This window comes from Sphingobium sp. AS12, from assembly GCF_019097845.1.
Taxonomy (GTDB): domain Bacteria; phylum Pseudomonadota; class Alphaproteobacteria; order Sphingomonadales; family Sphingomonadaceae; genus Sphingobium.
Genome location: NZ_JAHRGM010000046.1, coordinates 304,712 through 329,083 on the forward strand (window position 1 = coordinate 304,712; position 24,372 = coordinate 329,083).

Sequence of the window (24,372 nt, forward strand, 5' to 3'; positions counted from 1 at the left end):
CGGCGCCCTCAATGCCGGTCGCGAGCCGCTTGGCGGCGGGCCAAAGTGGTCAGGATTGCGCCGGCAAGAAATATGGTGGGCGGCACGAAGCCACGCACCGGATCGACGTAGCCCGGCAGCACGACGACCACGATCCATATCGTATCGGCCCAGCCCGCCACGCACAGAGTGAGCCAATAGCCGGCCTGGTCATTGCGCCAGTTGCGCCACAATGCGACGCCGATGACGAACAGCGAGATGGTCGGCATATAGCCGGCGAGTTGAAACATGCGTCCCTGCGTCAGCCCTTCCTGGACAGTGCCGAGCCGCCAAATGTCGAACGCGACCTTGCAGTGGAACAGACCCCAGGCCGCGTAGCACAGCGCCCCAAGCCGGGCCGCGAGGATGCCGGCATGCGGATCAGTCGGCGGCATAGTCCTTCTCCTTGCGGTTTTGGGCCGGATCGACTCGAAGCAAGTGATCGAGCGACAGACGCCCGCCACCCCGGAACAGAATCGGCAACAGCAGCCCCGCCCAGCTCAAATGCGTCGGCCAGGCGTCGGGATAGACGAAGATCTCGATCACTGCCGTCATGCCGAGCAGGCCGAGCGCGCCGACGCGGCTGAACAGGCCGAAAACGAGCAGGAATGGAAAGAGATGCTCGGAGTAAGTCGCCAGATGGGCCGCGATATGCGGCGGGATCAGCGGTAGCTGATACTCCGTCTCGAATAGCGCATAGGTGCTGTCGGTAATGTGCAGCAAGCCGTCGACCTTGGTGCGGCCCGACTGGAAGAATATCGCGGCAACGCCGACGCGCGCGACGAACAGCAGGATCGATCCAGGCAGCCGATCGAGCCAGGCGCCAACGCTCGCATAGGCATTCATCATCTCTCTCCCTGTCGATGCTGGGCGGCAAAGGCGCCGGCGGCGAGAAGCCCGGCCAGGATCACGGCGACGTCCCCGCCCGCGTCGGCCGCATTGGCAGCGGCGGCGGCAAGCGATCCGCCGCCAAGAAAAGCTTGGGCCGGCGCGTCAATCGGGCGCACCTCCACGGCATCCGCCAGGCGAGTGACAAGCACCATTTCCGGCGCCCAGACGATCGTGTCGAAGGCGTCCGCCGGGGCATCGGCCTGATGCGCGCGCCACAGGCTCGCCGCGGGCGCCGCAAGGCAGGCGACGCGGGTGGCGGGGTGCCAGCAGAGCGGTGCGTCAGGATCGAATCCGGCGACGAGCGCATCGGGATCGAGTGCAGGCGCGTCGGCGGCGAACAGAGCTTCGGTTACGAGCCTTTCGACGCGCGCGACCGCAGCCAGATAAGGGGCGGTGACGAACGGCACCCAAGCATCAACGAAAGCCGGGAAGCGTTCTCCATAGAGGCACAACCGGGGATCACCCGGTGGCATCACCTCGACATAGGCGGCGGCGCAGGCGGCGAAGGCGTCGTTGCCCACCAATGCCGCCAGCACCGGATAGTTGGCAAAAAGCGCATCGCGCACGGCCTTGGTCGCGGTGTTTCGATGCACTGCGAGTGCTCGCCGCAGCGCCGTGTCGGCCATTGCCGACGGCGCCGCGAGCATCGCTCCGAATGCCTGCTGAAAAGACTGGGCATCAGGCATGGGCCGGCGCTCGCCGCGCGATGAGGTGATGCGCCATGTCGCGTTCGCGCATCAGATCGGCGAAAGGCGGGATTTCGTCGTCGCGCTCGATCAGGGTCGGGCGTGGGCCGATACGGTCGATCAGCCGCTCGTAGAGCCTCCACACCGGATCGGCGATCGGCGCATCATGGCTGTCGATCAGCAATTCGCCGGCGGCGCCTGGATCGGCCCGATGGCCGGCCAGATGAATTTCTCCCACAATCTCGCCGACGATCGCGTCGATCCGCGCCTCGGCGGAGAAATGCAGGTTGAACGCGCTCACGAAGATGTTGTTGATGTCGACGAGCAGCCCGCAACCCGTGCGCCGCGTCAACTCGGCCAGGAATGTCGCCTCGTCAAACTCGTGGCCTGGCAGGTCGATATAGAGGGACGGATTTTCCACCATGATCGCGCGCGTCAACGCATCCTGCACTCGCGCGACATTGCCAGCCACGATGTCCAGCGCTTCCCGCGTGCGGGGGAAAGGCAGGAAATCGCTATAATGGACGCCTCCCCATTTCTGCCATGCGAGATGGTCGGAGATGGCGGCCGGACGCACGCGCTCGGCCAGGATTCGAAGCCTGCGGAGATGGTCCGCTGGTGGCGGCGCGACCGACGCCAGCGACAAGCCGACGCCGTGGAGGGAGATGGGAAAGCGGTCGGCCAGCGCGGACAGCGCGGCAAGGCGTGGCCCGCCTTCCACCATATAATTCTCGGCATGGACTTCGAACCACAAGCCGGGGCTTCGCGCGGTGAGCGCATCGTCGAGATGTTCGAGCTTGAAGCCCAGGCCTGCGGTCATCATGGTCATGGCTCGTCTCAGGCTTTCGGCGTCAGCGATCCGAAGCCCTTGGGCGTCTTGATCTTGGCGCAGGTGCCGGCCGGGACGAGCTTCCAGGCGTTGCCCTGGTAGTCGACCTTGGACGTGCCGGCGCAGCTCGTCCCCGCGCCGGCGGCGCAATCATTCTTGCCGGCCTTGGCGACGCCATAGCATTTTTCCATCGGCTTCTTGTCTTGCGCCTGGGCAGCGGTCGCGGCGCCGGCAGCGAGCGACGCGAGCAGCAGCGCGCCAATAGCGGAAGTGGCGGAACGGGAAGTCATGTTGGGCAATCCTTTCGGCGGGCCTCACATGCGGCGATCCGTTTGGGGGAGAAACGGATCGCCGCACGGTGGTCCGGGAGGCTGACGGGATCGAACCACAGTCCCCAATCCGTTCGGGACGCCGCGGCGGTTACAGACGGCAGGCCAACGCGGTTCGCGGACGCGGCTGTAACCGGCCGCTAGCGGCGCACGAAGTCAGGGATGCCGATTGGCAACGAAACCTCATCGACTATTCAGGAGATCGCTCATGAAGACCTTCAAGACCGGCGCCGCCATCGCTTCGGCCGCCGCCATGCTCGCGCTTTCGGGCCTCGCTTCCACTGCCCCGGCCCACGCCGCCGGCGAGAACGCCGCCAAGGTCCACTGTTACGGCATCAATGCGTGCAAGGGCCAGTCGGACTGCAAGTCGGGTAACCACGAGTGCAAGGGGCAGAACGACTGCAAGGGCCAGGGCTTCAAGGAGCTTTCGAGCAAAGCCTGTGCGAAGCAGGGTGGCAGCACGACCCCGCCCGCCGCTCCGGCCAACTGATCCCGGCAACCGCCCGTCGGGTGAACCGCCCGGATGTTGTGGACGTCCGGGCGGTTCCCTGTATTTCAGGAGCAATCCGATGCCCCAGACCCTTCCCGAACAGCTCGCCGCCTTCCGGCGCGATTTCGAAGCGCGCGGCGATGTGCCCGTTGCCATTCACGAAACAATGCACCGCGCGACTGCCGAACTGATTGCCTCCGGCGCCGAGGCGCGCGCGCTCAAAGTCGGGGACAAGGCACCCGACTTCGCCCTTCGCGATGCCGCTGGCGTGGAACATGCGCTCGCCGTGCTGCTTGCGTCAGGTCTACTGGTCGTGACCTTCTATCGCGGCGTTTGGTGCCCCTATTGCAATCTCGACCTCAAGGCGATGGAGGCGGCGCGTGCCGGCATCGAATCCCTTGGTGCCCGGCTGGTCGCGATTTCTCCTCAGACCGCTCCGAACAGCCGCCGTTCCCAGCGCGAGAACGAACTCGGCTTTCCGATATTGTCCGACCCTGGCAACGCCGTTGCAGCCTCGTTCGGGCTGCGGTTCGAGTTGCCAGACTATCTTCGCAACCTCTACGAGAATAGCTTCAAGAACGATCTGGCGGTGGTCAACGGCGACCCGAGCTGGACGCTTCCAATGCCCGCCCGTTTCGTCATCGGCCAGGATGGCACGATCTTTTACGCCGAGGTCAGCGCAGACTACACAAACCGCCCCGACCCGTCCGAACTGTTGCCCGTGTTGCGCGAAGCGCGTTCCAGTGCATTGTGAACAGCGGATCGCTCCGCTCTACCAGCGGGCCACCGACGGAAGAATGGTGCGCGACAAAAGGATGACGAGACCGCAGCCGAGCGAATACCAGACAGCGATATAGAACGGGTCGTCGCTCGGGCAGTGGAAGGCGAAGATAAATGCTCCCCAGGCAGCGCTCGCGGCACCGGTTGCGAGCGCACTTGCGGAGCGGTCGGTCGGTGCGCCTCGCCGCATCATAATCGCCAATGCCAGGATCGGCGGCAGCGACAGCAGCGTCATTGTGAAAAGGCATTGCAGGCCCATGCGCCATTGGAGCCTCTCGGCCAGCCCCAGCGGGCTCGCGTTGCCGAGGTCAATGAGCCACCCAGCGGCCAGCAGCACGGCCGCGACGCCAATCCACCACCGGAAGTTCTTGCGCGGGGAGGACACCGGATCGAACGACCGCAGGGCGGTTGCGACGCCGATCGCTGCAAGCGAGGCAAGGCCGCCGACTTTCCACCAAAACGCCGCTCCATCGAGCGCGGAGGCCAAATCCGGCCGCACCGTTCCAAGCGCCGCAAAGCCGCCCAGCTCGAGCGCGGCCAGGACAGCAAGCCAGGCAACCTGACGAACAGGGTTGTGCGGGCGAACCGGGCGAAGGTCGCCCACAAGCTCGTCGATCAGTAAGTCATTCGGCATCGGTTTGCTTCTGGATCATCACCGCAAGCCGCGCCAGTCCTCGGTGAATGTTGACCTTGATGAGCGAACCCGATTGCCCGGTTCTCGCGGACGCTTCCTCGACCGAGCATCCTTCGATCTTCACAAGGCGTATCGCTTCCGCCTGCGCGGGCTTGAGCCGGGAAAGAAGCTGTTTCAACAGCACGGCGCTGGTCACGGCGCTTTCATGATCTCCGACGGCAATGTCGTCCGAAAGTTCCTCGGACGATGTGCGGGCCATGGCACGAAGCCGGTCAATCCATTTGTATCGCGCAATTGCTGCGAGCCAGGGGCGGAAGGGACGCGCCGAATCGTAAGTGTGTCGTTTTTCGTGGATAGCGATCAGCGTGTCCTGAACGGCATCGTCCACCATCGCCGGCGGCAACCGCCGCCCGTAGAAGCGTTCGAGCCAGCCGCGCAGTTCGCCAAGGAGGCGGCGATACGCGCCGCCATGCCCTGCCTGGGCGGCCGCCATCAGTTCGCCCCAATCGTCACTCTTCGCGCTCATGACGGTAGCTGCGGGGAAGGCGACGACCCTCTCTCCTTGCCGTCGGAGAAACTGCGTTGGAATGCGCTGCATCTGGGGAGTTTCGATTGCGATCGGGCAAAGGTTACGCGCGCGCAGGGAAGAATTACCCGGCCCTGAGGAGATTGACGGCGGTGCATGTTCCGATCCGGTCGGTCAAAGCGCATCGGTCACCTCGGTTGAGGCGTTGCCGCGCCGCAAGCTGCTGGGGTCAATCCCGAAAGTCTTGCGGAACGCCCGGCTAAAATGGCTGCGGTTCGCAAATCCGACCTGCGAGGCGATAGCGGAAACCGGCAGCGGCGTGGACAAGAGAAGTTCGCGCGCCGATGTCAGCCGCGCGCGCGCAACGAATTCCATCGGTGTTGCGCCAAGAGTATCGGAGAACGCCTTCGCGAAACCGGATCGGCTCATGCCCGCTGCGCGCGCCAAACTGTTCAGCTCGTAAGGGGCGGCCGGATTCTGGACTACGGCGGCCACGGCGCGCGCGAGCGAGGGGCGTAGGAAAAGGCCGGGAAGTGTCCGTTCTATCCCGTGGTGCGCGGCGTAGCGGCGCAAGGCGACGATCAGGCACGCCTTCATCAGCGCGCCAACCAGCGCCCTGCTTCCTAGCGCGAGGTCCGCAGTCTCTCGGAGCATGACTTCAAAGGCAGCGCGAACCACCGGCTCATCCGAGAGGTGGGCGCAAATGGGAGCAGACAGCCCATGCAACGCTCCGAACGACCCGCCGACATCCGCCCGAACCTCGCCGCAGATGATCCGCACCCTGCTCGGCGCATTCAGGGCGGCGTTCAGGAACAGCAAGCCATCGGGCCGCCTGTTGCAGATCTCCTCCGCCTGAAAGACGGTCGCTGGCGAGGGCGTGGCCGCCATCCGCTGCCGAACGCCAGGCGGTACGATGACGACGCTTCCTTCGGGAACGGCGACATCTCGATCATCGCCGATTTGAATATACAGGGTGCCGCCGAGCACGAAGTGAACCTCGATTGCGTCGAGCGGCGGCGCGGCGATCGCCGAATCCGGTGCGAACTCGCACAGGGCGACCTCATGAACGTCGACCGCGAGCGCGGCCAGGATTTGATCGAGCGCAATGTGATACATGATTGGACCGTCCGCAACTGTGCCGATTTGGCGCGAATTTTCCAGACGATATGCAACGTCCGCCAAATATTGGACGTGGGGGCACACGGGAGGACGTGAAGCAACCTCCCGCTGTGAAATAACTTCATCGGCGGCGTTCGATGTAACCGGGCGGCTCACCGCGACGTATCCCAGAAGCCATAGTTTCTGGAGATGACCTTGCGCCACGTCCACGCCGTTGCCATCGCCCTCGTCGTCGTCGGGGGTTTGTCGCTCATGCGTATCGACTCCTCGGCCGCAGCCGCGAAGAGCTTTGCAAAGGCACCACCGGCAAAGCTGGTCGCTTCCTCCTCCGGGCGCCGCGAGATAGCCGTCTTCGCCGGGGGTTGCTTCTGGGGTGTCGAAGGCGTGTTCGAGCATGTGAGGGGCGTGGTGAGCGCGGCGTCTGGATATGCCGGTGGCACAGCCGGAACCGCCCGATATGAGACCGTATCGACCGGGACAACCGGCCATGCCGAAGCGGTCAAGGTCGTCTTTGATCCGTCGCAAGTGAGCTATGCTGATTTGCTGCAAATCTACTTTTCGGTCGTTGCCGATCCGACGACACTCAATCGCCAGGGGCCTGACACCGGATCACAATATCGCACAGCTCTTTTTCCGACCTCGGCAGCCCAAGCGAACGTGGCGCGGGCTTACATCGCACAACTCACGGCCCAACGTGTGTTTTCGCGGCCGATTGTAACGAAAATCGAGTCATCGAAACCCTTCTATCCGGCGGAAGCATATCATCAGAACTTCATGACTCGACACCCGGACTATCCATACATCGTGTTCAACGATCGCCCGAAGGTCGAAGCCCTGAAACGAATATTCCCGTCTAACTACCGCGGATGAAAGGAGAGGTGAAATGGTACCGAAGCAAAGCCGCCGCGTGTTTCTAGGGTTATGCTCGGCGACCGCCACTGTAGCGTTGTCGAGGCAATTCGCATTCGCTGCTGGCGATACGGCAACCTCACCTATGAAGCTTTCTGACGCCGAGTGGCGCAAGCGCCTGTCCCCTCCAGCATACGCGGTCTTGCGGCGAGCCGCGACCGAGCGGCCATACTCCAGCCCTCTCAACTCGGAACATCGCGCAGGAACCTTTCTTTGCGCCGGATGCAGCCTGCCGCTGTTTGCGTCATCGACGAAATTCGACAGCGGGACAGGTTGGCCAAGTTTCTATGACCATCTGCCCAGTGCCGTCGCTGAGAAGCGAGACTTTGCATTCGGCATGGTGCGAACGGAGGTTCGTTGCGCCCGCTGCGACGGCCATCTCGGGCATGTTTTCGACGACGGCCCGAAGCCTACGGGACTGCGATACTGTATGAACGGCGTGGCGCTGCGGTTCGCGACGAAGCGGACAACTTAGGCCGAAGTTGGTTCAAAGTTCCAAATTGTCAGTCCGCATCAATTACACGATGACTCATTGGAGCCACCAGATGACGGTAGCAGCGATGGGTTAGTTAGAGAGCGCCAATGACCGCGAAAGCCAAAGCCAACTATCTTCTGCGCGGCGCCATCGCGCTGGTGGGCGCCGTCATCGTCTTCCTCGGACTCAATGTCGGGTTGGGCGGAATCCCGACGCTCGGCTGGCAGGGCGGCTCGGCGCCGTTTTTCGCGATCACCGATACGACGATCTTCGCTGTGCGCAACAGCCATGTTCGCTTCCTGGGGGGCGTCTGGTTTGGGGTGGGCCAGTTGATGCTTGCGGGCAGCCTGGCGTTTCAGCGCTTGCGCACTGTGCTGATCGCTCTCGCCGCGATGATCTTTGTGGGCGGTCTGGCGCGCATGAGCGGATATGAACCAAGCGTCCTGTTCAGCCCCGAAATCGCTCCATCGCTGCTCTTCGAGATCGTGATCGCACCCTTGCTTGCCTTCTGGTTCTGGAAGGCGGAGCGGCAGCCTGAAGCTGGAAAGGAGATGCGACCATGACCTATGCTCCAGGCGCCTGTCGGCAGCGACCGGGAACAAGCTGGAACGCGGAGGGAATATTTGACCATATGGCGAATCCACGCAGGAAGCGCCGGATCACATTGAGCGAGCCCGCAGCAGGAAATCCCGCACATGCACGACGCGGTGACGGCGAAGCACCGTCTTGTTCCGGACCAGACAGAGCCTGTTGTCCGGCCCCGGTCGCGCCGGCGCCAATTCGACGAGATGCCCCGCCGCCAACACCGCGCAAGATGGTCCGGCAAGACCGTCCATCCCGTTCCGGCTTTCGCCGACTATGCGAAACCCGGTATCTGTCATGGCGCGAGGCTATCCTGCTTGACACTGGTTGAACCAGTGTGACTTGTAGCGTCTGTTCAATAGGTATTCATGGAGGGCGTCATGCGCGCCGTGCAGATCGGCTGGTGCCTGTCGTGCTTCCCGATCCCAAACCCGGCCCGGGGCAAATACTCATCCGCCTCGCCGTCGCGTCGGGGAACCGGGCGGATGCGACAGGCCGTCGATCGTCTAAGTCGGCCTGTGTGATGCCCGCTCACAAATTCAAAGATCGGAAAATGCCAGGATGCCACATTGCGTGATCGAGTGCCCGGCTTCCATCGAGACGGCAGTGGATTTGGATATCCTGGTCAAAGCTGTCCACGACGCGGCGGATTCAACCGGGCTCTTCGCTCCTGGAGATGTGAAGTCGCGATTGACGGTTTACCATCATGACATGGTTGGTGGCCGGAAGGACGACTATGTCCATGTGACGATCGGCCTTCTGAGCGGACGTACGGATGGTCAGAAAAAGGCGGTTTCCAGCGCCGTGGCGCGCGCGGTCTGCGACCTGCTCCCGGGTGTCCACTTCATTTCTGTGGATGTGCGGGACTTTTGCCTGGAAACCTACAGCAATCGAGCCTCGCTGGACCGCCTTGCCGGGCAGGTCGCTCCAGCCCGCATCTGATGAAGCGGTCGTCGCCGGAAAATCCTCGGGATTGCCGAGCCGCCACGGAACACCTTAATGTGCGGATGCTCTCGCTGACGTTGGAATGTGCGCGTGAGGTCAATGATCGGCAAGTGGAGCGAACTCGTGTCGTCGGAGGCCAGCATCGGCCGCGCTGACGTGTTTTCGGTTCAGAATGGTGCAGAGAAGCTGGTCGCCGTCTATCAGGCGACGCTCTCAGCAGTGGAAACCCGGCCTCCGGTCTGAACAAAGGAAAGTGGAGAGCGAAGATGCGGTGAGCAAGTGGGCACCGTGGCCAAGCCCTATCGCGTGCGGTAGCGGCCCGGCGAAATCGAGAAGTGCCGACGGAAGGCGTTGCCGAAAGCCGTGGCCGAATCATAGCCGACGCTGAGCGCCACGTTCTCCACAGAGCTTTCGGTCGATCGCAGCAGCTTCGCTGCGACATTCATGCGCCATTGCGCCAGATACCCGAGCGGAGCCTGGCCGACCAGACGGGAGAAACGACGCGCGAAAGCCGCCCTGGACATGCCGGCGCGCGCAGCAAGCTCCGCGACCGACCAGCTATGACGCGGATCATGGTGCATCGCCGAGAGCGCGCGGAGAATTTTCGGATCGCGCAAAGCGCCGAGCCAGCCGGCGTTCGGCGCGGTTTGCGTTTCGAGCCAATGCCTGACGATCAGCACCAGAAGCGCGTCAAGCAGCCTTGCAACCACGATCTCCGAGCCTGCGCGCTGGCGCTCCACCTCTTCGAGGAGCATGCGGGCAAGGGCGGGCAAAGCCTCGCCGCGCTTGGCTTCGTCCGAGGGAATGTGGATCACTTCCGGCAGCATGCCGGCCAGCGGGTGCCTTGCGGCGTGGTCGAACGTGATCTCGGCGCAGAGCAGACCGGCCCACTTGCCGCCTTGCTCGCCGTCCAGGGCGCGCTGGCGGGCAACCGCCAGTCCTTCTTCGAGCGGCAGCGGCGGCGTGTCGGTTGCGTCGGACAGGATATGCGCCAGGGCGCTCGGGATCAGCACAATATCGCCTTCGGCGAGGTACAACGGTGCAGCACCTGGCATGCGCAGCCAGCATCCGCCCCGCCGGACAAGGTGAATCGCAACGCGAATCTCGGACGGAACCAGAAGCGCCCAGGGCGCAATCATTTCGGATTGCGTGATGACGGCGTTTCCGAGGCTCGCCAGCCGCAGCACATCCGCAAGCACATCCATGCCGCACTCCAAACCGCCTACACGCATAGAATACGCCAATCTGAGATGATCGAATAGGTTTTTGCGCTCTCAGCTTGTTCAGAAGAGCCTACGGAAACGGCTATCATGCGGCATCGGACATCGTGAGGAGTGAGACATGAACGCCGCGCAGACGCCGGAACAGTTGCATCAGGAATTAGCGCGCGCCTACGGCGAGAGGGATTTGGATCGCCTCGTCGCCCTCTTCGAGGCGGACGCCACGCTCGTCCCGCAGCCTGGCGCTCTTGCGCGAGGACCCGAAGAGATTCGCGCCGCCCTGTCGGGCTTTCTCCAGCTCGGCGGCGTGATGGCGGTGGAAACAGTCGAAATCGTTCCGGCGGGAGATTGCGCGCTGACGCGGAGCGTCTGGTCGATCATCGAAGACGGTCGGACTAAAATCTCTGCTCACGGGGTGGAGATTTTGCGCAAACGCGCGGACGGAACGTGGCGCTTCCTGCTCGATCACCCGTTCGGCGGCGGCGATCAGCAGGCCCAGCCGTAAGCGGGAGGGCGCGGCAACCGGGAAGTCACAAATCCGCATCCTCGCGTGTCTTTCCCATCATGGATCGTGAGGAAGGACGCGATGGACGCATTCGACGTTATCATAGTTGGCGCCGGCTATGCCGGGCTGACCTGCGCCGTCCGGCTTGCCGGGCGGACTAGGAAGCGTGGGCTCCGCATTGCCCTGGTCGGTAACAGCGCCTTTTTCCTGGAGCGGCTGAGATTGCATGAGGGGCTGACCGAGCCCGATTTTATTCTGCCGTCACGCTTGCCGAGGCTGATGGACTTTCTGGCCGGACCGAGCTGCGTGTTCGTTCAGGGGGAGGTCCGCGAGATCGACCGGGCTGAACGCTGTGTCCGTCTCGACACGCCTGATGGCGCGCGGTTTCTTTCCTACGGCCAACTCGTCATCGCCCTGGGATCGCGCACCAATGCAGCAGCGCCGGGCGCGGATCGGCACGCCTTTGTCCTGGACGCCGACGGACCCCGCGCGTTGCCGGCGCTCAGGCGGCGTCTGGCTTCGCTCGCCACGCCCGAATCGCGCATGCCCGAATCGCGGATGATCGTCGTCGGCGGCGGTGCTACGGGGATCGAGGTCGCGGCCGAGCTGGTGCGGGTCGCCGGCGCGCGCGTGACGATCATCGAGTCTGGAAGCTTCGCCGGCTTCGCCACGCCCGCCGTGAAGCGGCGCCTCGCCGAAGCGGTGGATCGGGCCGGCATCCTGGTGCGCGAACATGCGCGCGTCGAGGTGGTGGAGCCCGATCGCGTCGTGACAAGCGCCGGCGCGGTGCCCTGCGACATCTGCGTTTGGTGCGCGGGATTTGTCGGCCAGCCAGTCATCCGCGCCGCCGGGTTCGAGACGGATGACGCGGGACGCATCCGCGTCGATCCCTGGTTGCGGGCGCTCGGCGATCCCCATGTCTTCGCCGTCGGCGACGCCGGCATTCCCGTCGAACATTGCGGTGCGCCGCCGCGCATGTCGGCCTTCTTCGCGCTGACCACCGGCGCCCATGCCGCGGACACGATCGCGCGCCTTTATGCCGGCAAGCCCCCAAGGCCCTTCGGCTTCTGGACCTGGGGCCAGGCGATCGCGGTCGGGCGGGAAGCGGTGGGCTATGCCACCATCCCCCATGACCGTCAGGTCGGCCCGATCTATCGCAAGCGAACGGCTTTCCGCATCCGGTCGTTCTTCGTCTGGTTGCTGGTGCGCCTGATCGGCCTGCAACGGCGCTTTCCGGCGTTGCCATTCTGGCTGGGCCGCGGCGCATATCGGCGCGAGGAGGTCCAGCGCCATGCACGCCCCAAATTGACGCCGATCGATGGTACGACGCCCCTCACGCACGCGATGCCCGAAGGACTTGCAGTCAGATCCGCCGGGAAGACCGCGCGATCAAGAGCCTCACGAAAGGAACCGTCATGAGCATCGGGGAGCAAGCAGAAGCAAGGATCACGCAAACCTATGAGGCTATGGGACGGTGAGCGACGATGTGCTCGGCGGCCTGCGGCCTCGGCTCATCTCGCTCGCCTACCGGATCACGGGAAGCCGCACCGACGCCGAGGACATTGTTCACGAGGCGGCGCTCCGATGGCTGAATGCCGATCGGTCAAACGTCCGCTCGCCGGACGCCTTTCTCACCACGATCACCACGCGCCTCAGCCTCAATCATCTGCGTGATCGCAAGGCGCGCCGCGAAACCTATCCCGGCGACTGGCTCCCCGAGCCGGTCGATACCGGCGCCGCCGATCGACGCGAACTGCTCGACGAAATCTCCTTCGGCTTCCTCACCATGCTGGAGCGGCTTACGCCGCTGCAACGTGCGGTCTTCATCCTGCGGAGCGCGTTCGACTGCGGCTATGGCGAAATCGCCTCGATCGTCGGGCGCGACGAGGCGGTCTGCCGCAAGATCTTCAGCCGCGCGCAAGCGGCGGTGATGCTCGCGCGGCCCGGCCGGCCTGTCTCCGGGGCCGTTCACAAGGCCCTGCTGGCGGAATTCCTCCAGGCCGTGGGAAGCGGCGATATATCCCGCCTGGCCCTGCTCCTGGCGGACGACGTAGCGATGCGAGGCGATGGCGGCCCGGGCGCTCCGGCGCTCAAAAGACCGCTTCGCGGCAGGCAGGCGGTCGCCAGGTTCGTCGTCGCCTCGCGCGCATTGCTCCCCGCGGACGCGGTCTTGTCGCTCGGCGAACTCAACGGCGTGCCGGCGGCGACATTCCAGGTTCAGGGACGCTGCGTCCTGGCCGTCCTGATCGAATGCACCGCCGAGCGATCGATCGATTGCGTGTTCGCGATATCGAATCCGCACAAGCTCAGGGCGATCGGAGAAGGGCTCGCGGCATGACCCAGCCTGTCCGAACCGGCGGCTGTCAATGCGGCTGGATCCGGTTCCGGCTCACCGGCATGCCGGCCGACGCCTCGATCTGCCATTGCCGCATGTGCCAGAAGGCCTTCGGCGGCTATTTCGCGCCGCTCGTCAATGTCGGCAAGGCCGAACTCGTCTGGACGCGCGGCGCATTGAAATACTTCCAGTCGTCCAACCATGTGCGGCGCGGCTTCTGCGGGAATTGCGGCACGCCCATGACCTACGAGGCACCCGACGGTGTTTCTCTTTCTGCGGGCAGCTTCGACGATCCCGCCTCGCTTCCGCCGATCGTGCAGTACGGCGTCGAAGGCAAGCTCGACTTCGTCGACCGGCTGCACACGCTGCCGCAGAGTCGCACGACAGAAGATTTCGATGATGTCTCCTTCCTCAGCGACATCGTCTCCCGTCAGCATCCCGACCATGATACCGCCGCCTGGCCACCGGAGAAAATGCCATGACCGAGATGTCGAATTTCCCCGAGAAAGCGGGATTTCCGATGCGATCCTTTCTGCTGACCTGCGTGATCGTCAGCATCTGGGTCAACACTTCCGAGATATTCCGCTATTTCGTCTTGGTCATGCCGATGACACGGGAGACGCTCGCTATGGTGCCCGATGTGGCGCCGATGAACCTGCCCGTCTTCCTGGTCTGGGGGCTATGGGACATGCTGCTCACGGTGATGTGCGTGTTGCTCACGTGGCTCTACATGCAAGTGTTCGGCGCGAACTATCGTTCCGCCGCAATCGCCGGCACGCTCGCCTGGCTGTTTTTCTTCGCGCTGTTCTGGATCGCGATGCTGAACATGAATCTCGCGAAACCCGCCACGGCAGCAGTCGCGTTGCCGCTCGCATGGGTCGAGCTCGTCATCGCGGCTGTCCTGGCGGTGCGCCTTCTTCCTGTGCCGCCCGAGCGGGGATCGCCGGCAATTGCGTAGTCATCAGGCAGAAAGCGGCATTCCCGCCTCAAGCGGATTGCACTGTCACGAATTGTCGGGCCACGGCGTCGAAAGGTGCAACCGAGCGGAGCGTTCGTGCGAGCGTCCTGGCGCCCTCAAGAGCCGCGACGAGCGCCAGTGCCCGCGCGCGCGCGGATCGGCGATCCGCCAAAGGGCCGATCGCGGCGGCGGCAATCTCGACCCATTCGTCGAACAAGGACGCGAGGGCGTCGGACATTTCCGCGTCGCCGGGTGCAAGTTCTTGGGCAAGCACCTGCGCCACGCAGCCCGCCGCCCAGTCGGATGCCTTCATTCCCTCCGCCGTCGTTTTGACAAGCGCGCGAACGAACCGGTTGGAGTCACCCGCAGCCTTTTCGGCCAGCATCCGAAATCCCGCCGAGGTTTTCGCGCGATACCCCGCGAGCACCTCGGCCGCCAATTCCCGCTTGCCGCCCGGAAAGTGGAAATAGAACGAGCCTTTGGGCGCGCCGCTTTCCTCGATGATCTGATTGAGGCCGGTGGCGGCATAGCCCTGGACGCGAAACAACTGCTCCGCCGTCTCAATGGCCCTTTCGCGCGCATCCGTCGTTCTCGCCACAGATCCTCCCTTGCAGTCAAACCGGTCTTGCCATTCTATGGAGATCGCCATACTATGGCAAATGCCATATTGGAAGGTATTGCCGTGCCGGTAACTACCATCCAGGCGCCGGCCGACTTGCTGAACGGCACCCAGGAGGCTGAGCTTTTCAGAAGGGTGACGGATGTCGTCGTGGAGGCGGAAGCCCTTCCGGCGATCCGCTCCAAAGTCTATGTCGTGGTCGACCACATTCCGCGGTCTGGCGATGGTTTCGATGGCTGCGTGCTCGATGCGGAAACCGTCGAGTCGATGCTCGCGACAGCGGCCGCTGCCGACAAGGCGCCTTGCTCCGCTAGGCAGGCGTATCGCGCTATGTGAATTTACGCTGCGCCCTAACGTGCGCAAGAGTGGGGAAGCTACAAGCCAGGATCATGCGCCTCAACCAAGTCACCGTCGCCGCCACGGATATTTCCGCCTCCGTCGCCTTCTACAAGTCGCTCGGCCTCAGGCTCATCGTGCTGTCGCCGCACTATGCGCGTTTCGAGGCGCCTGCAGGCGAGAGCACGTTTTCGCTGCATCTGGCTGAGGCGGGTCCGGGCGCGCACGCACCGACGGTCTATTTCGAATGTGACGATCTTGACGGCGAAGTCGCGCGGCTCAAGGCGGCGGGCGTCGTGTTCGACGCCGATCCCGTCGATCAGCGCTGGCTCTGGCGCGAGGCCTATCTGCGCGATCCGGCGGGTAACGTGATCTGCCTCTATCATGCGGGCGCCAACCGCTTGCATCCGCCCTGGCGGATCGATGGCTGAGCGCCTGGGAATTTTCGTTCCACTGGAGAGATTTGATGGAGATTGATCAAGAGGCGCCAGCGGTCGCCGAGGCGGAAATCGCGATCCGGGCGCCGCTCGAAACTGTCTGGCGCATCCAGACCGACATTGACAGCTGGAGCCAATGGAATCCGAAAATCCAGCGCGCAAGGCTGGGAGGTCCATTCGCCGTCGACTCGGTGTTCAAGTGGAAGTCCGGCGGCGCATCTATCGTTTCGACGCTTCGAGAGATAGAGCCGATGCGCAGGATCGCCTGGACCGGCAAGGCGATGCGCGCGCGCGCGCGCCATATCTGGGACTTCGAGCCACGCGGGGATGTGGTTCTTGTCAGAACCCAAGAGTCGTTTGACGGCTGGTGGCCCCGGCTGCTTCCGGGCCTGACCCGCAGAATGTTGGATTCCATCCTGCGCGCTTGGCTGCAGAGCCTGAAGCAGCGTGCCGAGTTCGGCGAATAGACCGCGCTTGACGCCGCTATTGCGCCTCCCGCGTTCAAACAGCGAGCGCGCGATCAACCGCGGCTTCGGCATGGAGACGGGTGGTGTCGAACAGCGGAACCGCGCTGTCTTCGGCGCCGACCAGCAGCATGATCTCGGTGCAGCCCAGGATGATCGCCTCCGCGCCGCGATCGATCAGCCTGGCGATGATCTCGCGATAGACATCGCGTGAAACCGGCGAGACGACGCCGGCGACAAGCTCCTTGTAGATTATGTTGTGGACCCGCCGGCGATCAGCGTCGTCGGGCACGAGCACGTCGAGCCCGAAAAGCTCGCGGAGCCGGCTCTTGTAGAAGGGCTGCTCCATCGTGAAGGCCGTGCCCAACAGACCGACGCGCCTGAAACCGGCCGCCGCGATTTTCTCCGCGGTCGGATCGGCGATGTGCAGCAAAGGCATCGAGACGGAAGCGGCGACCGCATCGGCCATGCGGTGCATGGTGTTGGTGCAGATGACGAAGAAGTCCGCGCCGCCCCGTTCAAGCTGCTGCGCCGCCTCGATCATCTGCGCGGTAAGACGTGTCCAGTCGCCTGCGTGCTGGAGCCTTTCGATCTCGCTGAAATCCACCGAGAGCATCAGGCTTCGGGCCGAATGCGCGCCGCCCAGCCGCCGGCGGACGCCCTCGTTGATGATCCGGTAGTATTGCGCGGAGCTTTCCCAGCTCATTCCGCCGATCAGGCCGATCGTCCGCATCCCGTGGTCCTTCCTGCGATCAATCGACAATGAACAGCCTGGCACCGGTCCGGGTCGCGCTGCGGTGCGCGGCGTCACCGAAGTCGGAAACGCGGTAGCTCATGCCGGCGGTGAGGCGAAACGAACGTCCATCCTGGAGATCGGTGTCGAGTTCCCCTTCCAGCACCAGGAGAATATGGCCCTTGTCGCACCAGTGATCGGCCAGATAGCCGGGTGAATACTCTACCATGCGGACCCGGACGCCATCGATATCCTGCGTGCGCCACAAGGCATGGCCGGTTTCGCCCGCATGCCCGGTGGCGGGGAGTTGCGACCAGTCGGTGATCGTGAAGGGCAGATCAGGCAATTTCATGAGTGATCCTTTCGCGTGTCAGCGTCGCGTGGCGTCCAAGTCTCGCTTCAGCGAGAGTGGGCTTCCGCATTCCAGAAAACCATGTCGCCATATTCCCAATCCCAAGGCGCGCCGGTCTCGTCAAGGATGAAGCGGACGATGGCCGGGAAGGCGCGCTCTGCGCGCACGTCGTTGGCGAGGATGACGACGCAGCGGCGACCGCGTTCCACGCATTCAATGGTATTGCCCGTCGCATCATGGCGGCCCTTGAACAGCCTGGCCCCTGCGGCCCCGAAAAAGCGATGACGCCCAGGCCGGCAGCGAGGTCGGGGCGCTGCTTTTCAGGCGGGAGCTGAAGCTGCGGCCAGAGAGTCGGAAATTGCCGACGGGACGTGATATGCAGTTGGGGACGCACCATCTCCGCGCGCGACGCAGCCGAGAGACCGTCACCACGCGCGAGGGCGGCGGCGAAGCGGGCGAAGTCGGCGATTGTAGCGTTCATGGAGGCCGAACGCTTCAGCCTAAATCCGCACTATCAAATGCCGGGCCCAAACATCGATGCCGATGCCCCCGGATTCACCCCCCTCACGCGACTGAACGGAATGTTCCAGCCGCATCATGACCGAATACCCCTGTCTCGCAACATACCTTTTGGACGGGAAGAACAATGCCGTAGTAAATGGAATCATAGGAGATTTGCGCAATTCCCCGCTTGGACACGGCTGGGAAAAACCAGATCGGAGGTATCGCTACCCTCAGAACCTACACCATCAGCCGGAGGCATAGGGGTTCGCTTGCATTGCCTGGGACCGCATATTGGCGGCAGTGTATGTCATGGAGAAACGAGCATGATCAAAGCGGCGGCGGTTCAAGCGATCCCGGCTTTCCTGGACAAGGAGCGTGGCGTTGAGCTGACTATAGAGTGGATGGAAAAAGCGGCCGCGCAGGGCGTGGAACTGCTCGCTTTTCCTGAGCTCTGGATACCAGGTTATCCGTTCTGGATCTGGCTTGGCGGCCCGTTCGCCAACGTCTCCATGGTCCCGCGATACACGTCGCAGGCGCTCGCATCCGATGGACCGGAGCTTGCTGCCATTGCGGTGGCCGCCCGCCGACTCGGCCTCGCCGTCGTTCTTGGCTTTGCCGAAATGGCTGGCGCGAGCCTCTATATGGCGCAGGTGCTCATCGGGCCGGATGGCAGTCTTGTCACGCGCCGCAAGCTGAAGCCGACCAGCGCCGAGCGAACGCTGTTCGGCGACGGCGACGGCAGCGATCTGCTGGTCCGTACGTTCGGAGACGTGCGCGTGGGCGCGCTCAATTGCTGGGAGCACATCCAGCCGCTGTTCAAGCAGGCGCTCTATTCGATGGGCGAGCAAATCCACGTCGCCTCCTGGCCCAGCTTCTGCCTGTTCCCGGGCGTCGCCCACGCCATGGGAGCCGAGGCCACGACCGCGATCAACACGGTCTACGCGCTCGAAGGACAATGTTATGTGGTCGCCTCCAGCTTCGTGATGACCGAAGCCATACGCGAAACCGGCTCCCTCGATCCAGCCATGCGCGACGCGGTCGTGCCCGGTGGAGGAGCTTCGGCCATCTTTGCTCCGGATGGGCAGCGGCTGACCGCACCCATTGCGCCGGACGCGGAAGGCCTCGTGATCGCCGACTGCGATCCGGTCGCGATCACCATCGCCAAGAGCGTGGCGGACCCGTCCGGCCATTATGGACGTCCCGATGTGGTCAGCATGACCCTGGACCCTACGCCGCGGGCGATACTGAAGATCGAGGGACGCAGCCAGTCGCGTGTCTATGGAAGCGCAACAGATGTCTCCGCTTCTGCGGCCGAGCTTGAAGAATTCGGGAACGAAGGCCACCGATCATGATCCGACCCGATGAGCCACCATTGAAGTCCATTCTATTCTTCGGCGCTCTCGGCCGTGTCGCGCCGGCAGCGATAGACTATGTCCGCACGGCGCATCCATCTGTGGTGCTGCGCGTCGTCACGAGCGATCCTGCGAAGCTTGACGCGTTGCAGGTGCGTTATCCTGGCGCAGAGGCCATCGTCGCGAACTTTCTTGATCCCGATTCCATCCATCGCGCCTTTGCGGACATGGAAGCCGCCTTCATTGTGACGCCCGACTTCCTCGACGAAACCGCAGCCATGACCAACGTGGCCGATGCAGTCAGGGCTTCCGGCCGCATTCGTCATATCGTCCGGCTGCTTGGCGATTTGCCCAACATGACGCTTGAGCGGGTTACAGCGAAGCTGAGATCCTATGGCGGGGGCACCGCTACCCAGCACTTCGCGGCACGCGCAGTGCTGGAGGCGCCGGACCTGCCCGTCACCTTCCTCAACAGCGCGGCCTATTTCATCGACGACCTGATGGGCTGGCTGCAGCCGGTGCGCGATATCCGCACGCTGGTCATTCCCTATGATCGGCTGGCTGCGTTCATCGATCCGCGGGACATAGGCGAGATCGCTGCGCGCATCTTCACCCGTCCCGATCGCCAGCGCTTCACCCATCTCCATTTCGACATGGACAATGGTCAGGATCTGATGCGCTTTTCCGAGCTGGCTGAGCTGATCTCGGCCGTGATCGGGGTTCCCGTCAAGTATGACGACACGCTTGAGACGCATATGCGCGTCGCGGCGCCGCTCTATGCCCGCTGGGGACCGTGCGGCGCGGAATATTACGCGGACTTCTATGCATTCGAGCAATACAACGACGCCGCCTTTCACCTCACCGACTTCGCCGAACGCACACTCGGCCGCAAGCCGGTAACCGTTCGCCAATGGCTGGAGGAACACCGGCCCATTCTGTTTCCGGAAGGTTGGGAGAAGGCTTCCGGCTGAGGAGGACATCGCATGTTGCCCAAAGGCCGTCCGGAAAACTGGGAGCCGCCGCACGACGCCTTTACCTCGGTCTTCCCGGAGGATTGGCCCGAGGTGGCGATAAGCGCCATCGGCGTACAAATCGCGCCGGGAGGCGACGGTGCCGGGCTTGTGCAGGCGCTGGCTGCTCTTTTCACGTCGGATGGCGGCCCCTTGCATGTCGAGCAGTCGGAAGCGCAGGAGCGCTTCGGGTTCAAGGAGACCCTTTTCTTCGCCTATTGGCGTTCGCCCGAGCAGTTCAGGCAATGGACGGACCAGGCTGCGGTTCGGGCATTGTTTGGGCAGCCGCTCACCGGGTTGGTCGGCCTGTGGAGCGAGACCAGCTGCGCGGCCACCGAACTGATCGATCCCAATTATTCCATGGATGGCGTTCGCTGGGGCTTCAGCCGCTACGTCCCACGCAAGCTCGAAAAAGAACATTTCTATTACGGCTCGATGCGTCGGCGAATGGCGGGTCGCGCGCGCCTGCCGGGCGCTTCCGCCGGCGCCGGCTTCGCGGTGACGCGGAACGGCAGTGTGATAGAAGGGGTCTCGAAAGACCATAGCTGCACGATCCGCAGCGTTGTTGGTTTGTCGCTATGCAGCCCGGCCCAACGGCGTGATTTCATCGACGGCGTGTACCCTGCCTATGCGCGCGCGGCCGACTATCTGGCGCGGAGCCGTGCCGAGTCCGGCTGCTTTTCGGCGCGCCTTTGCACCGAGGTGCACGGCGCCATCGATGCAGGGATCGATTCATCCTTCCTGGGGTATTTCGCGTCGCTCGATGCGCTTGAAGCCTGGGTCCACAACCATCCGACCCATGACGATATCATCGCCAGTGCTCTGAGCGTCCTCCAGCGTCATCAGTTCCAGATGCCGATCAATCTCGGGCACGAGGTGTTGGTCAGTCGGCCTGGTGGCCTTCATCTGGTCTACAACAACTGCCACGCCGAGACGGGGCTGCTGCCCCTCCTGAACGAAACCAGCGGAACGTAAAGTTCCGGCGGCTAGGGGTGCACACCAATTGCGGTCAGCGCCACGAGAAACAAGCATGTCCGCTATTCCCGGCCACGGCACGCCACCGTGAGCCGGAAAACAGGAAAAGGGGGAAATGGGACATGCGCAATTTCGGGATATCGACCACCCTAGCTGTCGTGACCGCCGTCCTCGGCTCTGGAGCGGCACGGGCACAGGATAGCGCAGCTTCCACCTCGCCCGAGACGGGCCTGGGCGACATCGTGGTTACCGCGCGCAAGACCGCGGAACGGCTGCAGGATGTTCCGCTGGCTGTTTCCGCCTTTTCCGGAGACGCGCTCGAACGGCGCGGAGCGGGGAATATCGGCGACGTCGCGGCGCTCGTGCCCAATGTCACCATTTCGACGGCGGCGCCTGTCGCGGGTGCGACGACGGCGGCAGTCTTCTTCATTCGCGGTGTGGGCCAGACCGACTTCGCGCCGACCACCGATCCCGGTGTCGGCCTGTATGTCGATGGCGTCTATATATCGCGGTCGGTCGGCAGCGTGCTCGATCTGATGGACCTTGACCGCATCGAGGTACTGCGCGGGCCGCAGGGAACATTGTTCGGCAAGAACACCATCGGCGGAGCGATCAACGTCGTTTCGCGGGAGCCGTCGCGCGATCTGTCCGGGCGCGTGCAACTGGAGACCGGCAGCTTCGATCGCTTCAACGCCTTGGGGCAGCTCTCCGGCGGCGTGAGCGATACGCTGCGTCTCGGCGGCGTCATCCAATATAAGAGCAGCGACGGTTATGTGACTCGCCTGGGGGACGGCAAGCGTCTCGGCGGAGACGATCGCTGGGGCGCGCGCATCCAAGCGGTATGGGAACCCGCGGACAGGTTGAAATTCCACATTATCGGCGACTACAGCAAGGTGAACGAGCTGTCCGGTCCGATCACCTTGCTTTACGTCGACGGAACAGCCCAGTTCGCAGCGCTCCGGAACATGGGGGCCGGCTGCCTCCCGTTGCCGGGGCCAGTCAGCAACCCGAACTGCTGGAACACGCAATGGGTGACTGGCGATCCTCGCACGACCTATGCTTCCAAGCCGCCGGTCTCCACGGCGGAGATTTGGGGCATATCGGGGACGGCCGAACTGACGCGCGACTGGGGCACGTTGAAGTCGATCACAAGCTATAGGGACAGCAAGGCCCATTTCACGCGCGATTCGGATGGATCCCCCCTCGCGGTCTTCGAGACCGAGGACATCATCAATCAATGGCAGTTCAGCCAGGAACTTCAATATCTGGGTTCGGCTTTCGAGGAGCGGCTCAAATGGGTGACCGGACTCTATTATTTCAAGGAAAAGGGGCAGGACATCAACAACGTGAACCAGGCCATCGTCCTGGCCCAGTCAGGCGGCTTTGTCGCCAATGAATCCTATGCCGCATATGGACAAGTGACCTGGACCATCGTTCCGCGCCTGTCGTTGACGGCAGGCCTTCGCTACACCCATGAACGCCGGGCGTTCACGCCGGACCAAATCTATCTAACCGACTTCATGGGCCTTCCGGCCGGTGCCCGCGTGCTGCCGTTCGAGGAGAACGCCATCAAGGCGAATGAATGGACGCCGCTCGCCACATTGTCCTACAAGCTCGCGGAAGACGTGATGGCGTATGCCACCTTCTCGCGGGGCTTCAAGAGCGGCGGCTTCGTCCAGCGCAATGTCCTTCCCCTGGCCGCCGCACCTTCATATGATCCGGAATTCGTGAACAACTATGAAATCGGCCTGAAGTCCAGCTGGCTCGACAATCGCCTGCGCTTCAACGCCGCCCTCTTCCGGATGGACTATAGCGATATGCAGGTGACGGTGCTGGACGGCGTCGCGCCACAGGTGCGCAATGCGGCCAGCGCGCGCATCAACGGCGCGGAGGCGGAGATTGCGTTGGCGCCGGTTCCAGGGCTGCTGATCGAGGGTTCGCTTGGTTATCTCGACGCAAAATATACCCAGATCGGACCTACGGCGATCGAGGTCAGTCTCGATAGCAAGTTTCCGTTCGTGCCGAAGTGGACGGCGTCAATCGGCGCGCAATATGCACTCGACCTGGGCATCGGCACGCTGACGACCAGAACGGATCTCGCCTATCGCAGCCGGACCTTCTTCGACGCCGCCAATGTTCCCCTTGCGAGCCAGGATGGATATGCGACTCTCAACCTGTCGGCGAGCTTTGCCACCAGCGACGGTCACTGGCAGATCACGGTCGCTGGAACGAACCTCACCGACAAGCTGTACCTTCTGTCAGCCTACCCGTCCGTGGGAACGTCGGGTTATGTCGAGGGAACCTATGCCAAGCCGGCAGAATGGTCGTTGAAGCTCGCCTATCGCTTTTGACGCTATGATGTGATCGGGGGAGCGTCGCCGGCCTGAATGTGCGGGCGCTTCACCGGTCACGCAGGTTATCCAGCACACGCGCAAGCAGACCGAGGGTGACTTCGACATGCTGCGGATCGATCCCGTCGAGGGCCGCGCGATAGGTGCGCGATGCGGTGCGGATCAGGCGATCAACGACATTGGCGCCGCTTTCTGTAAGGAAGACGTGCGTGAAGCGAGAATCGCTGACACCCAACTCACTGTAGACCCAGCCGTCGCGACGCAACTTGTCCACTACCTTGCTGATTGTCGATTGCTGCATGTTGGTGAGTTCGGTCAACTCCTTGAGGCTTGCGCCCGGTTTCCAGCGCAACGCCATCATTACCCGCCATCGTGATCGATCGGCGCCGGACGATCTCTGTGCAGCCGATATCCGCTCCGAGTACCAATGGTTGACCTGCGCTACCATGAAGAACAGGTAGGCTTGCGGATCGAAGGTGTCGCTCGCTGGGTCGCCTCGTTCAATACAGGCGTTCGGTAGGGTTTTCTCCAAATCGCTCCCGCTTTCTCACGCTCGGATTTCTGAAGAGTTGGCGTGTCGTTGCGTCTACATTGCCTGTTTTCGCAGATCGTTGGAGTGCGAGTATACCCCTATTGAGGCCCTGCCAACCGCCGCGCATACCACGCCCATTCGTTCGACCAGATCAGGTGCATGATGGGCGCTACTGTCAACAACCCCAAAGTAGAGCCCGCTGCGCGCACTCATGAAGGTGATCCAGATCCGTTGTTGCGACAGATCAGCGATCGGGCTTCGGAATTCGAGGCGGCGGGACAGATTCCCGCCGATGTGATCGATCTGCTGCGCCGGCTTGGCGTCTATCGGGCGGCGGTGGCGCGGCGATTTGGGGGGGATGAACGACCTTTCGCGGATATACTGCGTCTTGTCGAGCGGATCGCCCAGGCAGACGGCTCGGCGGGTTGGGTCGCAAGCTTCGCTCCGCAAACGGCCCTCTATCTCGCGACTCTGCC

The 24,372-nt window shown here is 63.3% G+C and carries 35 protein-coding genes; 20 read left to right on the plus strand and 15 right to left on the minus strand.

What is annotated here, in order from left to right:
• Window positions 1-8 precede the first annotated feature (8 nt).
• Genes KRZ98_RS17815 through KRZ98_RS17835 form a run of 5 tightly spaced genes read right to left on the minus strand, consistent with a single transcriptional unit; the run spans window position 9 to window position 2,714 of the window.
• Window positions 9-413 carry a hypothetical protein gene (locus KRZ98_RS17815; RefSeq protein WP_217674766.1) on the minus strand — a complete coding sequence of 135 codons (405 nt, stop codon included), beginning with the start codon at window positions 411-413 and terminating at the stop codon, window positions 9-11.
• Window positions 400-864 carry a DoxX family protein gene (locus KRZ98_RS17820; protein WP_217674822.1) on the minus strand — a complete coding sequence of 155 codons (465 nt, stop codon included), beginning with the start codon at window positions 862-864 and terminating at the stop codon, window positions 400-402. The genes KRZ98_RS17815 and KRZ98_RS17820 overlap by 14 nt, the downstream gene beginning before the upstream one ends.
• Window positions 864-1,595: a putative DNA-binding domain-containing protein gene (locus KRZ98_RS17825; protein ID WP_217674767.1), complete on the minus strand. Its 732-nt coding sequence runs from the start codon at window positions 1,593-1,595 to the stop codon at window positions 864-866. The genes KRZ98_RS17820 and KRZ98_RS17825 overlap by 1 nt, the downstream gene beginning before the upstream one ends.
• Window positions 1,588-2,424, minus strand: a complete 837-nt coding sequence (locus KRZ98_RS17830; RefSeq protein WP_217674768.1) for a DUF692 domain-containing protein — start codon at window positions 2,422-2,424, stop codon at window positions 1,588-1,590. Before KRZ98_RS17830 ends, KRZ98_RS17825 begins: the two co-directional genes overlap by 8 nt.
• An 8-nt stretch (window positions 2,425-2,432) precedes the next feature.
• Complete coding sequence (locus KRZ98_RS17835) at window positions 2,433-2,714, minus strand: DUF2282 domain-containing protein (RefSeq protein WP_217674769.1); 282 nt, start codon at window positions 2,712-2,714, stop codon at window positions 2,433-2,435.
• Between the two features lie 247 nt (window positions 2,715-2,961).
• On the opposite strand from KRZ98_RS17835, the gene KRZ98_RS17840 reads away from it, so the two are divergent.
• Entirely contained in the window at window positions 2,962-3,243 is a 282-nt protein-coding gene (locus KRZ98_RS17840; RefSeq protein ID WP_217674770.1) for a hypothetical protein, read from the plus strand.
• 79 nt (window positions 3,244-3,322) lie between these two features.
• Window positions 3,323-3,997 carry a peroxiredoxin-like family protein gene (locus KRZ98_RS17845; protein ID WP_217674771.1) on the plus strand — a complete coding sequence of 225 codons (675 nt, stop codon included), beginning with the start codon at window positions 3,323-3,325 and terminating at the stop codon, window positions 3,995-3,997.
• A gap of 18 nt (window positions 3,998-4,015) precedes the next feature.
• Here KRZ98_RS17845 and KRZ98_RS17850 read toward each other — a convergent pair whose 3' ends face one another.
• From KRZ98_RS17850 to KRZ98_RS17860, 3 genes are all read right to left on the minus strand, one after another.
• Window positions 4,016-4,657, minus strand: coding sequence for an NrsF family protein (locus KRZ98_RS17850; RefSeq protein WP_217674772.1), 642 nt, complete (start codon window positions 4,655-4,657; stop codon window positions 4,016-4,018).
• Window positions 4,647-5,183: a sigma-70 family RNA polymerase sigma factor gene (locus KRZ98_RS17855; RefSeq protein ID WP_217674773.1), complete on the minus strand. Its 537-nt coding sequence runs from the start codon at window positions 5,181-5,183 to the stop codon at window positions 4,647-4,649. Before KRZ98_RS17855 ends, KRZ98_RS17850 begins: the two co-directional genes overlap by 11 nt.
• Window positions 5,184-5,357: 174 nt before the next feature.
• The gene (locus KRZ98_RS17860; protein WP_368389849.1) at window positions 5,358-6,512 is read right to left on the minus strand and encodes an AraC family transcriptional regulator; all 1,155 of its coding nucleotides are present in this window, start codon (window positions 6,510-6,512) and stop codon (window positions 5,358-5,360) included.
• Here KRZ98_RS17860 and msrA point away from each other — a divergent pair.
• From msrA to KRZ98_RS17875, 3 genes are all read left to right on the plus strand, one after another.
• Window positions 6,492-7,172: a peptide-methionine (S)-S-oxide reductase MsrA gene (msrA, locus tag KRZ98_RS17865; RefSeq protein WP_217674774.1), complete on the plus strand. Its 681-nt coding sequence runs from the start codon at window positions 6,492-6,494 to the stop codon at window positions 7,170-7,172. The two genes, KRZ98_RS17860 and msrA, sit on opposite strands and share 21 nt — an antisense overlap.
• A gap of 13 nt (window positions 7,173-7,185) precedes the next feature.
• On the plus strand, window positions 7,186-7,686 hold the full coding sequence (msrB, locus tag KRZ98_RS17870) for a peptide-methionine (R)-S-oxide reductase MsrB (protein ID WP_217674775.1): 501 nt from the start codon (window positions 7,186-7,188) through the stop codon (window positions 7,684-7,686).
• Between the two features lie 107 nt (window positions 7,687-7,793).
• Entirely contained in the window at window positions 7,794-8,249 is a 456-nt protein-coding gene (locus KRZ98_RS17875; RefSeq protein WP_217674776.1) for a DUF4345 domain-containing protein, read from the plus strand.
• 96 nt (window positions 8,250-8,345) lie between these two features.
• Here KRZ98_RS17875 and KRZ98_RS17880 read toward each other — a convergent pair whose 3' ends face one another.
• Window positions 8,346-8,567: a hypothetical protein gene (locus tag KRZ98_RS17880; protein ID WP_217674777.1), complete on the minus strand. Its 222-nt coding sequence runs from the start codon at window positions 8,565-8,567 to the stop codon at window positions 8,346-8,348.
• A 274-nt stretch (window positions 8,568-8,841) separates the two neighbouring features.
• Between KRZ98_RS17880 and KRZ98_RS17885 the strand changes: the two genes are divergently transcribed.
• Window positions 8,842-9,210: a hypothetical protein gene (locus KRZ98_RS17885; protein WP_217674778.1), complete on the plus strand. Its 369-nt coding sequence runs from the start codon at window positions 8,842-8,844 to the stop codon at window positions 9,208-9,210.
• A gap of 93 nt (window positions 9,211-9,303) precedes the next feature.
• On the plus strand, window positions 9,304-9,456 hold the full coding sequence (locus KRZ98_RS17890) for a hypothetical protein (protein WP_217674779.1): 153 nt from the start codon (window positions 9,304-9,306) through the stop codon (window positions 9,454-9,456).
• Between the two features lie 56 nt (window positions 9,457-9,512).
• On the opposite strand, the gene KRZ98_RS17895 is transcribed toward KRZ98_RS17890, so the two are convergent.
• On the minus strand, window positions 9,513-10,418 hold the full coding sequence (locus KRZ98_RS17895) for an AraC family transcriptional regulator (RefSeq protein ID WP_217674780.1): 906 nt from the start codon (window positions 10,416-10,418) through the stop codon (window positions 9,513-9,515).
• Between the two features lie 136 nt (window positions 10,419-10,554).
• Between KRZ98_RS17895 and KRZ98_RS17900 the strand changes: the two genes are divergently transcribed.
• The 5 genes from KRZ98_RS17900 to KRZ98_RS17920 all read left to right on the plus strand — a co-directional run bounded on the left by KRZ98_RS17900 (window position 10,555) and on the right by KRZ98_RS17920 (window position 14,231).
• Complete coding sequence (locus KRZ98_RS17900; RefSeq protein ID WP_217674781.1) at window positions 10,555-10,938, plus strand: SgcJ/EcaC family oxidoreductase; 384 nt, start codon at window positions 10,555-10,557, stop codon at window positions 10,936-10,938.
• An 81-nt stretch (window positions 10,939-11,019) separates the two neighbouring features.
• The gene (locus KRZ98_RS17905; RefSeq protein WP_217674782.1) at window positions 11,020-12,357 is read left to right on the plus strand and encodes an NAD(P)/FAD-dependent oxidoreductase; all 1,338 of its coding nucleotides are present in this window, start codon (window positions 11,020-11,022) and stop codon (window positions 12,355-12,357) included.
• Between the two features lie 55 nt (window positions 12,358-12,412).
• A complete protein-coding gene (locus KRZ98_RS17910; RefSeq protein WP_217674783.1) occupies window positions 12,413-13,276 on the plus strand; it encodes a sigma-70 family RNA polymerase sigma factor in 864 nt (287 codons plus the stop codon).
• Window positions 13,273-13,755 carry a GFA family protein gene (locus KRZ98_RS17915; protein ID WP_217674784.1) on the plus strand — a complete coding sequence of 161 codons (483 nt, stop codon included), beginning with the start codon at window positions 13,273-13,275 and terminating at the stop codon, window positions 13,753-13,755. The genes KRZ98_RS17910 and KRZ98_RS17915 overlap by 4 nt, the downstream gene beginning before the upstream one ends.
• The gene (locus tag KRZ98_RS17920; protein ID WP_217674785.1) at window positions 13,752-14,231 is read left to right on the plus strand and encodes a hypothetical protein; all 480 of its coding nucleotides are present in this window, start codon (window positions 13,752-13,754) and stop codon (window positions 14,229-14,231) included. The genes KRZ98_RS17915 and KRZ98_RS17920 overlap by 4 nt, the downstream gene beginning before the upstream one ends.
• 28 nt (window positions 14,232-14,259) lie before the next feature.
• Here KRZ98_RS17920 and KRZ98_RS17925 read toward each other — a convergent pair whose 3' ends face one another.
• Window positions 14,260-14,880: a TetR/AcrR family transcriptional regulator gene (locus KRZ98_RS17925; protein WP_217674786.1), complete on the minus strand. Its 621-nt coding sequence runs from the start codon at window positions 14,878-14,880 to the stop codon at window positions 14,260-14,262.
• Window positions 14,881-14,883: 3 nt separating this feature from the next.
• Between KRZ98_RS17925 and KRZ98_RS17930 the strand changes: the two genes are divergently transcribed.
• Genes KRZ98_RS17930 through KRZ98_RS17940 form a run of 3 tightly spaced genes read left to right on the plus strand, consistent with a single transcriptional unit; the run spans window position 14,884 to window position 16,090 of the window.
• Window positions 14,884-15,186, plus strand: coding sequence for a 4-oxalocrotonate tautomerase family protein (locus KRZ98_RS17930; protein ID WP_217674787.1), 303 nt, complete (start codon window positions 14,884-14,886; stop codon window positions 15,184-15,186).
• Window positions 15,187-15,239: 53 nt separating this feature from the next.
• Window positions 15,240-15,617, plus strand: coding sequence for a VOC family protein (locus KRZ98_RS17935; protein WP_217674788.1), 378 nt, complete (start codon window positions 15,240-15,242; stop codon window positions 15,615-15,617).
• Between the two features lie 35 nt (window positions 15,618-15,652).
• A complete protein-coding gene (locus KRZ98_RS17940) occupies window positions 15,653-16,090 on the plus strand; it encodes an SRPBCC family protein (protein ID WP_217674789.1) in 438 nt (145 codons plus the stop codon).
• A 34-nt stretch (window positions 16,091-16,124) separates the two neighbouring features.
• Here KRZ98_RS17940 and KRZ98_RS17945 read toward each other — a convergent pair whose 3' ends face one another.
• From KRZ98_RS17945 to KRZ98_RS17955, 3 genes are read right to left on the minus strand one after another with little or no spacing between them, the layout of a single operon-like run.
• Complete coding sequence (locus KRZ98_RS17945) at window positions 16,125-16,820, minus strand: aspartate/glutamate racemase family protein (protein ID WP_217674790.1); 696 nt, start codon at window positions 16,818-16,820, stop codon at window positions 16,125-16,127.
• 19 nt (window positions 16,821-16,839) lie between these two features.
• Window positions 16,840-17,172, minus strand: coding sequence for a DHCW motif cupin fold protein (locus KRZ98_RS17950; RefSeq protein WP_217674791.1), 333 nt, complete (start codon window positions 17,170-17,172; stop codon window positions 16,840-16,842).
• 47 nt (window positions 17,173-17,219) lie between these two features.
• Window positions 17,220-17,381, minus strand: a complete 162-nt coding sequence (locus tag KRZ98_RS17955) for a hypothetical protein (protein ID WP_217674792.1) — start codon at window positions 17,379-17,381, stop codon at window positions 17,220-17,222.
• Window positions 17,382-17,999: 618 nt separating this feature from the next.
• Between KRZ98_RS17955 and KRZ98_RS17960 the strand changes: the two genes are divergently transcribed.
• From KRZ98_RS17960 to KRZ98_RS17975, 4 genes are all read left to right on the plus strand, one after another.
• A complete protein-coding gene (locus tag KRZ98_RS17960) occupies window positions 18,000-19,028 on the plus strand; it encodes a carbon-nitrogen hydrolase family protein (RefSeq protein WP_217674793.1) in 1,029 nt (342 codons plus the stop codon).
• Window positions 19,025-19,999 carry an NmrA family NAD(P)-binding protein gene (locus KRZ98_RS17965; RefSeq protein WP_217674794.1) on the plus strand — a complete coding sequence of 325 codons (975 nt, stop codon included), beginning with the start codon at window positions 19,025-19,027 and terminating at the stop codon, window positions 19,997-19,999. The genes KRZ98_RS17960 and KRZ98_RS17965 overlap by 4 nt, the downstream gene beginning before the upstream one ends.
• A gap of 12 nt (window positions 20,000-20,011) precedes the next feature.
• Entirely contained in the window at window positions 20,012-21,013 is a 1,002-nt protein-coding gene (locus tag KRZ98_RS17970) for a phenylacetaldoxime dehydratase family protein (protein ID WP_217674795.1), read from the plus strand.
• 122 nt (window positions 21,014-21,135) lie between these two features.
• Window positions 21,136-23,364, plus strand: coding sequence for a TonB-dependent receptor (locus KRZ98_RS17975; protein ID WP_217674796.1), 2,229 nt, complete (start codon window positions 21,136-21,138; stop codon window positions 23,362-23,364).
• A gap of 49 nt (window positions 23,365-23,413) precedes the next feature.
• On the opposite strand, the gene KRZ98_RS17980 is transcribed toward KRZ98_RS17975, so the two are convergent.
• The gene (locus tag KRZ98_RS17980) at window positions 23,414-23,896 is read right to left on the minus strand and encodes a MarR family winged helix-turn-helix transcriptional regulator (RefSeq protein ID WP_217674797.1); all 483 of its coding nucleotides are present in this window, start codon (window positions 23,894-23,896) and stop codon (window positions 23,414-23,416) included.
• Window positions 23,897-24,055: 159 nt separating this feature from the next.
• On the opposite strand from KRZ98_RS17980, the gene KRZ98_RS17985 reads away from it, so the two are divergent.
• Window positions 24,056-24,372: acyl-CoA dehydrogenase family protein (locus KRZ98_RS17985; RefSeq protein WP_368389850.1), on the plus strand; the 317-nt coding region annotated here is incomplete at its 3' end.

Coding starts and splice junctions, on each gene's coding strand:
- KRZ98_RS17905 (WP_217674782.1), top strand. CDS start 11,020: ATGGACGCATTCGACGTTATCATAGTTGGCGCCGGCTATGCCGGGCTG.
- KRZ98_RS17850 (WP_217674772.1), bottom strand. CDS start 4,657: ATGCCGAATGACTTACTGATCGACGAGCTTGTGGGCGACCTTCGCCCG.
- KRZ98_RS17975 (WP_217674796.1), top strand. CDS start 21,136: ATGCGCAATTTCGGGATATCGACCACCCTAGCTGTCGTGACCGCCGTC.
- KRZ98_RS17900 (WP_217674781.1), top strand. CDS start 10,555: ATGAACGCCGCGCAGACGCCGGAACAGTTGCATCAGGAATTAGCGCGC.
- KRZ98_RS17815 (WP_217674766.1), bottom strand. CDS start 413: ATGCCGCCGACTGATCCGCATGCCGGCATCCTCGCGGCCCGGCTTGGG.
- KRZ98_RS17965 (WP_217674794.1), top strand. CDS start 19,025: ATGATCCGACCCGATGAGCCACCATTGAAGTCCATTCTATTCTTCGGC.
- KRZ98_RS17895 (WP_217674780.1), bottom strand. CDS start 10,418: ATGGATGTGCTTGCGGATGTGCTGCGGCTGGCGAGCCTCGGAAACGCC.
- KRZ98_RS17825 (WP_217674767.1), bottom strand. CDS start 1,595: ATGCCTGATGCCCAGTCTTTTCAGCAGGCATTCGGAGCGATGCTCGCG.
- KRZ98_RS17880 (WP_217674777.1), bottom strand. CDS start 8,567: ATGACAGATACCGGGTTTCGCATAGTCGGCGAAAGCCGGAACGGGATG.
- KRZ98_RS17920 (WP_217674785.1), top strand. CDS start 13,752: ATGACCGAGATGTCGAATTTCCCCGAGAAAGCGGGATTTCCGATGCGA.
- KRZ98_RS17935 (WP_217674788.1), top strand. CDS start 15,240: ATGCGCCTCAACCAAGTCACCGTCGCCGCCACGGATATTTCCGCCTCC.
- KRZ98_RS17915 (WP_217674784.1), top strand. CDS start 13,273: ATGACCCAGCCTGTCCGAACCGGCGGCTGTCAATGCGGCTGGATCCGG.
- KRZ98_RS17840 (WP_217674770.1), top strand. CDS start 2,962: ATGAAGACCTTCAAGACCGGCGCCGCCATCGCTTCGGCCGCCGCCATG.
- KRZ98_RS17950 (WP_217674791.1), bottom strand. CDS start 17,172: ATGAAATTGCCTGATCTGCCCTTCACGATCACCGACTGGTCGCAACTC.
- KRZ98_RS17925 (WP_217674786.1), bottom strand. CDS start 14,880: ATGGCGATCTCCATAGAATGGCAAGACCGGTTTGACTGCAAGGGAGGA.
- msrB (WP_217674775.1), top strand. CDS start 7,186: ATGGTACCGAAGCAAAGCCGCCGCGTGTTTCTAGGGTTATGCTCGGCG.
- msrA (WP_217674774.1), top strand. CDS start 6,492: ATGACCTTGCGCCACGTCCACGCCGTTGCCATCGCCCTCGTCGTCGTC.
- KRZ98_RS17970 (WP_217674795.1), top strand. CDS start 20,012: ATGTTGCCCAAAGGCCGTCCGGAAAACTGGGAGCCGCCGCACGACGCC.
- KRZ98_RS17930 (WP_217674787.1), top strand. CDS start 14,884: ATGGCAAATGCCATATTGGAAGGTATTGCCGTGCCGGTAACTACCATC.
- KRZ98_RS17855 (WP_217674773.1), bottom strand. CDS start 5,183: ATGAGCGCGAAGAGTGACGATTGGGGCGAACTGATGGCGGCCGCCCAG.
- KRZ98_RS17945 (WP_217674790.1), bottom strand. CDS start 16,820: ATGCGGACGATCGGCCTGATCGGCGGAATGAGCTGGGAAAGCTCCGCG.
- KRZ98_RS17820 (WP_217674822.1), bottom strand. CDS start 864: ATGAATGCCTATGCGAGCGTTGGCGCCTGGCTCGATCGGCTGCCTGGA.
- KRZ98_RS17835 (WP_217674769.1), bottom strand. CDS start 2,714: ATGACTTCCCGTTCCGCCACTTCCGCTATTGGCGCGCTGCTGCTCGCG.
- KRZ98_RS17875 (WP_217674776.1), top strand. CDS start 7,794: ATGACCGCGAAAGCCAAAGCCAACTATCTTCTGCGCGGCGCCATCGCG.
- KRZ98_RS17845 (WP_217674771.1), top strand. CDS start 3,323: ATGCCCCAGACCCTTCCCGAACAGCTCGCCGCCTTCCGGCGCGATTTC.
- KRZ98_RS17940 (WP_217674789.1), top strand. CDS start 15,653: ATGGAGATTGATCAAGAGGCGCCAGCGGTCGCCGAGGCGGAAATCGCG.
- KRZ98_RS17960 (WP_217674793.1), top strand. CDS start 18,000: ATGATCAAAGCGGCGGCGGTTCAAGCGATCCCGGCTTTCCTGGACAAG.
- KRZ98_RS17830 (WP_217674768.1), bottom strand. CDS start 2,424: ATGACCATGATGACCGCAGGCCTGGGCTTCAAGCTCGAACATCTCGAC.